Origin of the sequence: Veillonella sp. (assembly GCF_015058545.1) — a bacterium.
Taxonomy (GTDB): domain Bacteria; phylum Bacillota; class Negativicutes; order Veillonellales; family Veillonellaceae; genus Veillonella_A.
This window is the reverse complement of sequence record NZ_SVCB01000131.1, coordinates 1-5,841: the sequence shown is the minus strand read 5'-3', so window position 1 is coordinate 5,841 and position 5,841 is coordinate 1. Positions and strand designations below refer to the sequence as shown.

At 46.5% G+C, this 5,841-nt stretch carries 3 protein-coding genes; all 3 read right to left on the bottom strand.

Annotated features, from left to right (window positions below; all coding sequences use genetic code 11):
- Positions 1-222: 222 nt before the first annotated feature.
- Positions 223-1,467: an imidazolonepropionase gene (hutI, locus tag E7204_RS08320; RefSeq protein WP_295183498.1), complete on the bottom strand. Its 1,245-nt coding sequence runs from the start codon at positions 1,465-1,467 to the stop codon at positions 223-225.
- Positions 1,468-1,567: 100 nt separating this feature from the next.
- Entirely contained in the window at positions 1,568-3,616 is a 2,049-nt protein-coding gene (locus E7204_RS08315) for a urocanate hydratase (RefSeq protein ID WP_295183494.1), read from the bottom strand.
- A 405-nt stretch (positions 3,617-4,021) separates the two neighbouring features.
- On the bottom strand, positions 4,022-5,841 hold a 1,820-nt coding region (gltA, locus tag E7204_RS08310), incomplete at its 5' end, for an NADPH-dependent glutamate synthase (RefSeq protein ID WP_295183491.1).

Below are 5,841 nucleotides of genomic sequence, written 5' to 3'. Positions count from 1 at the left end.
TTTTGGGATACGGAACTTCCACTACTTCCGTAACCGGATTTTATTCATCAATGCAAGAAAAGGACACGCAACAGTTATGTCGCATGTCCTTCCTCAAAGTGCATAGACTCTTTAGCGCCCCAAAATTTGACAAAGAGCCTATAAACATGTATGAAGAAGTTTGAAGTTTAGGTACTAAGTCTAAAGTTCGGAGCTTTAGACTTTATTAAGGTTAAGTCGTTCTCACGCCTGATGAACGACTTTGCCTTTTTTAATAACCGTTTCTACAATATTCACGCCCGTATGGTACGGTAAGAATTTGTAGGATGGGTATTGAAGGATAACGAGGTCTGCCTGTTTCCCTTCTTCAATGGAGCCGATTGTATCCGCACGCCCAACAGCGGCAGCTCCATTCAAGGTAAGAGCCGTAATGGCTTCTTCGGCGGTCATGCCCATATAGATAACACCGAGAGCAATCATAAGAGGTACAGAGTTGGTAAAACCGCTACCCGGGTTGAAGTCGGTAGCGAGTGCTACGGCACAACCGGCATCAATCATTTTGCGAGCCGGTGCAAACGGTTCTTTGAGACAAAACGCGGTGGTCGGTAATAAGGTAGCTACCGTATCGCTATTTGCCAACGCTTTAATACCTTCATCAGATGCATGTAATAAGTGATCCGCCGACGTACAGCCTAGTTCGGCACCCAGTTCGGCACCGCCCAAGGTTACGATTTCATCGGCATGGATTTTTAAGTCAAAGCCCATGTCTTTGGCTTGCTGCAAGTACTTGCGGCTTTCTTCAATGGAGAAAACGCCTTTTTCACAGAAGATATCACAGAACTGAGCGAGGTCTGCTTTTTTAACGTCCGGCATCACTTCCTTAACGAGGAATTCCAAGAATTCTTCATTGCGGCCTTTGTAGTCCGGCGGAATGGAGTGCGCCCCCATGAAGGTGCGCACGATTTCTACGGGCTGGCGCTGTTCCAATTCTTTCATGACTTCCAACTGTTTAAGCTCCGTATCGTGGTCCATACCGTAACCACTCTTACCTTCCACCGTGGTAATACCGAAAGCGAGCATCTTCTCTAAAATATCCATGCTGTGTTCAATCAACTCTTCCGATGAGGCATTGCGAGTGGCCTTCATGGTATTGTTGATACCGCCGCCCCGTTCCATGATTTCCATGTACGTCATGCCTTCCATGCGCCACAGGAACTCATCGGCACGGTAGCCGCCGAACACAAAGTGTGTATGCGAATCTACGAAACCGGGCAGTACCGTTTTGCCGGTAGCGTCAATCTGTTTGTCGGCCGGTACGGTTTTAGCCCATTCCGCCTCATCGCCGACGGCCACAATGTGACCGTCTTCGATGAGAACAGAGGCATTTTCATAGACTTTAACATCTTTCATGGCTGCCCCCTTAATCGCCGTATGACCTTGCGGTGTTACGACTTGGGCGGCATTTTTTATTAATAATTGGTCTCCCATGTTCAGCTCCTTTCGTTTTTCATATAGTCTTTCATTGTGTTTGTTAATAAGCTCTATGGAGCTTCTATGCGACTGCCAATCGCCTGCTGATAGGCTTGTATCAGTCTTTAATCACCTTAGCTGTCGGATATACTTTAGCCACAGCGGCTTTTACTTTCGCATCGTCGGCTACGAACGGAATCGTAATATGACCTACGCCGGCACGTGTTTTATTGAATTCAACAGCCGTTTCCATAGCGTGTTCGTTACGAGCCCAGGAACGACGTGCTACACCGCCGATAACGTCCCAAGATAAAGCGGAGCAGATGATTTCATCCACGCGATGGCTGCCGTCAAGCACGAGTCCAAAACCGCCGTTAATGGCTTTGCCGATACCGGTGCCGCCGCCGTTATGAAGGGCGATTAAGCTCATGCCGCGAGCCGCGTTACCTGCATAGGTTTGAATCGCCATGTCGGCCATAACATTGGAACCGTCTTTAATGTTGGATGTTTCACGGAATGGCGAGTCGGTGCCGGATACGTCATGATGGTCACGACCGAGCATAACCGGTCCGATTTCACCTAAACGAACGAGTTCATTGAAGCGAAGGGCAATGCGTACACGGCCTACTTCGTCCTGATAAAGGATACGAGCCTGCGTGCCCACTACCATCTGATTTTTTTCAGCGTCGCGAATCCAGTTATAGTTGTCGCGGTCTTGGTAACGGCGATCCACTTCGATGCATTCCATAGCGGCCTGGTCGGTCTTATGTAAGTCTTCCGGTTTACCGCTGAGGCATACCCAACGGAACGGACCGTAGCCGTAATCAAAGAGATGAGGTCCCATGATATCTTCTACATAACTTGGCCAAATGAAACCGTCTTTTTCATCGATGCCGTTTTTCGAAATTTCTTTTACGCCCGCATCATATACGGCTTTCATGAAAGAGTTGCCGTAATCGAAGAAGTAAATGCCTTTCGCCGTTAATTTTTTAAGAGCGGTGAAGTGAGCTTTCAACGTTTCATTTACGAGACCGTGGAATTTAGCCGGATCTTCCGCCAACATTTGTGTACGTTCTTCGAAGGTGATGCCTTTCGGACAATAACCGCCGTCATATACATTATGACAGGAAGTCTGATCGGAAATCAAATCAACGTGAACGTCGTTGTCTGCGATGTATTCAAGTAAATCAACGATGTTGCCATGGTACGCATAGGCTTTACCTTCTTTAGCCGCCATGGAGTCTTGAGCCATTTTAATTACTTCAGGAATGGAATCGGACACGCCGGAAATCCAGCCCTGATCTAAACGAGTTTTGATACGGGAGTAATCCACTTCCGCAATGATGGCTACGCAGTTCGCGATTTCAGCCGCCTTACCTTGAGCACCACTCATGCCGCCGAGGCCGGAGGTCACGAATAATTTACCGCTTAAGTCGCCGTCTACCGGAATACCGAGCTTCATACGACCGGCGTTCAAAATCGTATTAAATGTGCCGTGTACGATACCTTGCGGCCCGATGTACATCCAACCGCCCGCCGTCATTTGACCATAGTTGGCAACGCCCATTTCTTCAGCGATTTCCCAGTCTTTTAAGTTATCGAATAAGCCCACCATCATACCGTTCGTAATGATTACGCGCGGTGCTTCCGGTTTGGAGCGGAATAAACCTACCGGATGACCGGATGCCACAACGAGGGTCTGGTCCTGAGTCAATTCTTCCAAATAGCGTTTAATGAGGAGATACTGCATCCAGTCATGACATACGCTACCTGTTTCGCCATAAGTAACGAGTTCATACGGATAGAGTGCTACGGCGAAGTCCAAGTTATTGTCGATCATTACCTGGAAGGCTTTCCCTTCCACACATTTGCCTTTATATTCGTCAATTGGTTTGCCATACAAATTACCTTCAGGGCGGAAACGGTAACCGTAAATACGACCGCGTGTGGTTAATTCTTCCAAAAATTCAGGAATTAATTCATCATGATATTCTTCCGGAATATAGCGTAACGCATTTTTAAGAGCGACTTCGGTCTGTTCCGGGGTCAAACGGAAACCGCGATCAGGTGCCCGCCGAATGCCTTCTTGGAAGGTTTTCTTTGGCGGTAAGCCCTTGGAGAAGTCGAGTTTGATTGTCATTGCAGATTGTACAGTTGCGTTATTCATAGGTCCACCCCTTTTGCAAAATTACGACAGACAATATTTGTCATTCATCATTGGTACTTACATTACACTTACGCGTATATTTACTACCTTCTTACCTGTATTTTAAATAATTCTAATCTGAAAAACGTCCAAGAAAATCGAGCACAACTTGAATTATAATTTTGATTAATTTTAAGCTTTTTTCGGTATTTATCCGTAATTCACCAAAAATTTGACAAAATAACTATGAATCAACTTGAAAATAATAAAGCAGTTCCTAAATCCCGACCGCCCCAAGTGAACATGACTTATTGCTAATCGCAAAAATTTAGAAACTGCTTATTATATGACTATATTATTTTTGAAATAGCTATTTATTTGGCCACATCGTTTGCCTTATAGTATCAGCCTATATTTGCCATTTACTTATTTGGACAAATATTCATCGATAGCGCTGGCTGCCTGTTTACCGGCTCCCATAGCCAAGATAACGGTAGCTGCCCCGGTTACCGCATCACCACCGGCAAATACGCCTTCTCTCGTGGTAGCACCTTTTTCATCGGCAATAATACCGCCCCAAGATTCCGTATCAAGACCTTTAGTGGTAGATCGAATCAATGGATTTGGATTGGTGCCAAGAGACATGATTACGGTATCACAAGGAATAACGAATTCGGAACCTTCAATTTCCTTCGGACGACGACGGCCGGAGGCATCCGGTTCGCCCAATTCCATTTTGACGCATTTAACGCCGGTTACCCAGCCTTTATCATCATGAAGAATTTCAACCGGATTGGTTAAGAGATTGAATTCAACCCCTTCTTCCTTAGCATGATGCACTTCTTCCGCACGAGCCGGAATTTCATCTTCACTGCGGCGATATACAATCTTGGATTCCGAGCCTAAACGAAGGGCGGTACGAGCGGCGTCCATAGCCACGTTACCGGCACCAACGGTTACGCACACTTTGCCGATGGCAATCGGTGTGTCGTAGCTGTCGTCATACGATTTCATAAGGTTCGCACGGGTCAAGAATTCGTTGGCCGATAAAACGCCGTTCGAAGATTCGCCCGGAATATGCATGAATTTAGGAAGGCCTGCGCCGGAACCGATGAATACGGCTTTGAAATCTTCTTTATCCATCAAATCATCGATAGTTACGGTACGACCGATAATAACGTCCGTTTCAAACTTAACGCCCAAATTCTTAATATTTTCCACTTCTTTATTTACAATACGATCTTTAGGGAGACGGAATTCAGGAATCCCGTAGGCCAACACGCCGCCCAATTTATGTAAGGATTCAAATACCGTTACGTCATAGCCTTTTTTAGCTAAATCGCCGGCACAGCTGAGACCGGCAGGACCCGAACCGATAACCGCCACTTTAATGCCCTTAGGCGCTTCTTTTTCACCAAAAACAACGCCGTTGGCAAGGTTAGTATCGGCTACAAAGCGTTCCAACTTACCGATGGCCACCGCTTCGTTACGAATACCCATAACGCAGGCGCCTTCACATTGTTCTTCTTGCGGACAAACACGACCGCAAATAGCCGGCAAGGCACTTTGCTGCGCAATAATGCGCCCTGCTTCTTCAATATCCCCTGCTTTTAAAGCTTGGATAAAGCCCGGAATATTGATGTGAACCGGACAAGCGTCAACGCAACGAGGCACTTTACAGTTCAAGCAGCGCTGTGCTTCCAGCATGGCTTCCGTCTGGCTGTAGCCATAGCAAACTTCTTCAAAATTCGTAGCACGCACGGCCGGATCCTGTTCACGCACCGGAATGCGTTTCGCCTTATCCGTAAGTTCTGTTGTCTCAGATCCCTCTTCCGCTTTGCATGTGCAATCAGGATTTGGATTGGCTTTATCCATTTCACGGATTAACTTACGACCTTCTTCAGTTTTATACATGGTTTGACGTTGCATAGCATTGTCAAAATCTACCAGGTAGCCGTCAAATTCAGGGCCGTCTACGCAGGTAAATTTAACTTCATTGCCGATGGTAACACGACAAGCACCGCACATACCGGTACCGTCAACCATGATGGAGTTCAAGGACACTACGATTGGAATGTTCAATTCCTTAGCGGCAATGGTAGCGAATTTCATCATAATCATCGGCCCTATGGCAACGATGTGATTATATTCTTTGCCTTTTTCAATTAAATCTTTCATGCAAGCTACTACATTGCCGTGGAAGCCTGTAGAGCCGTCATCGGTGGCAAGGTACAAATTCCCCGCTA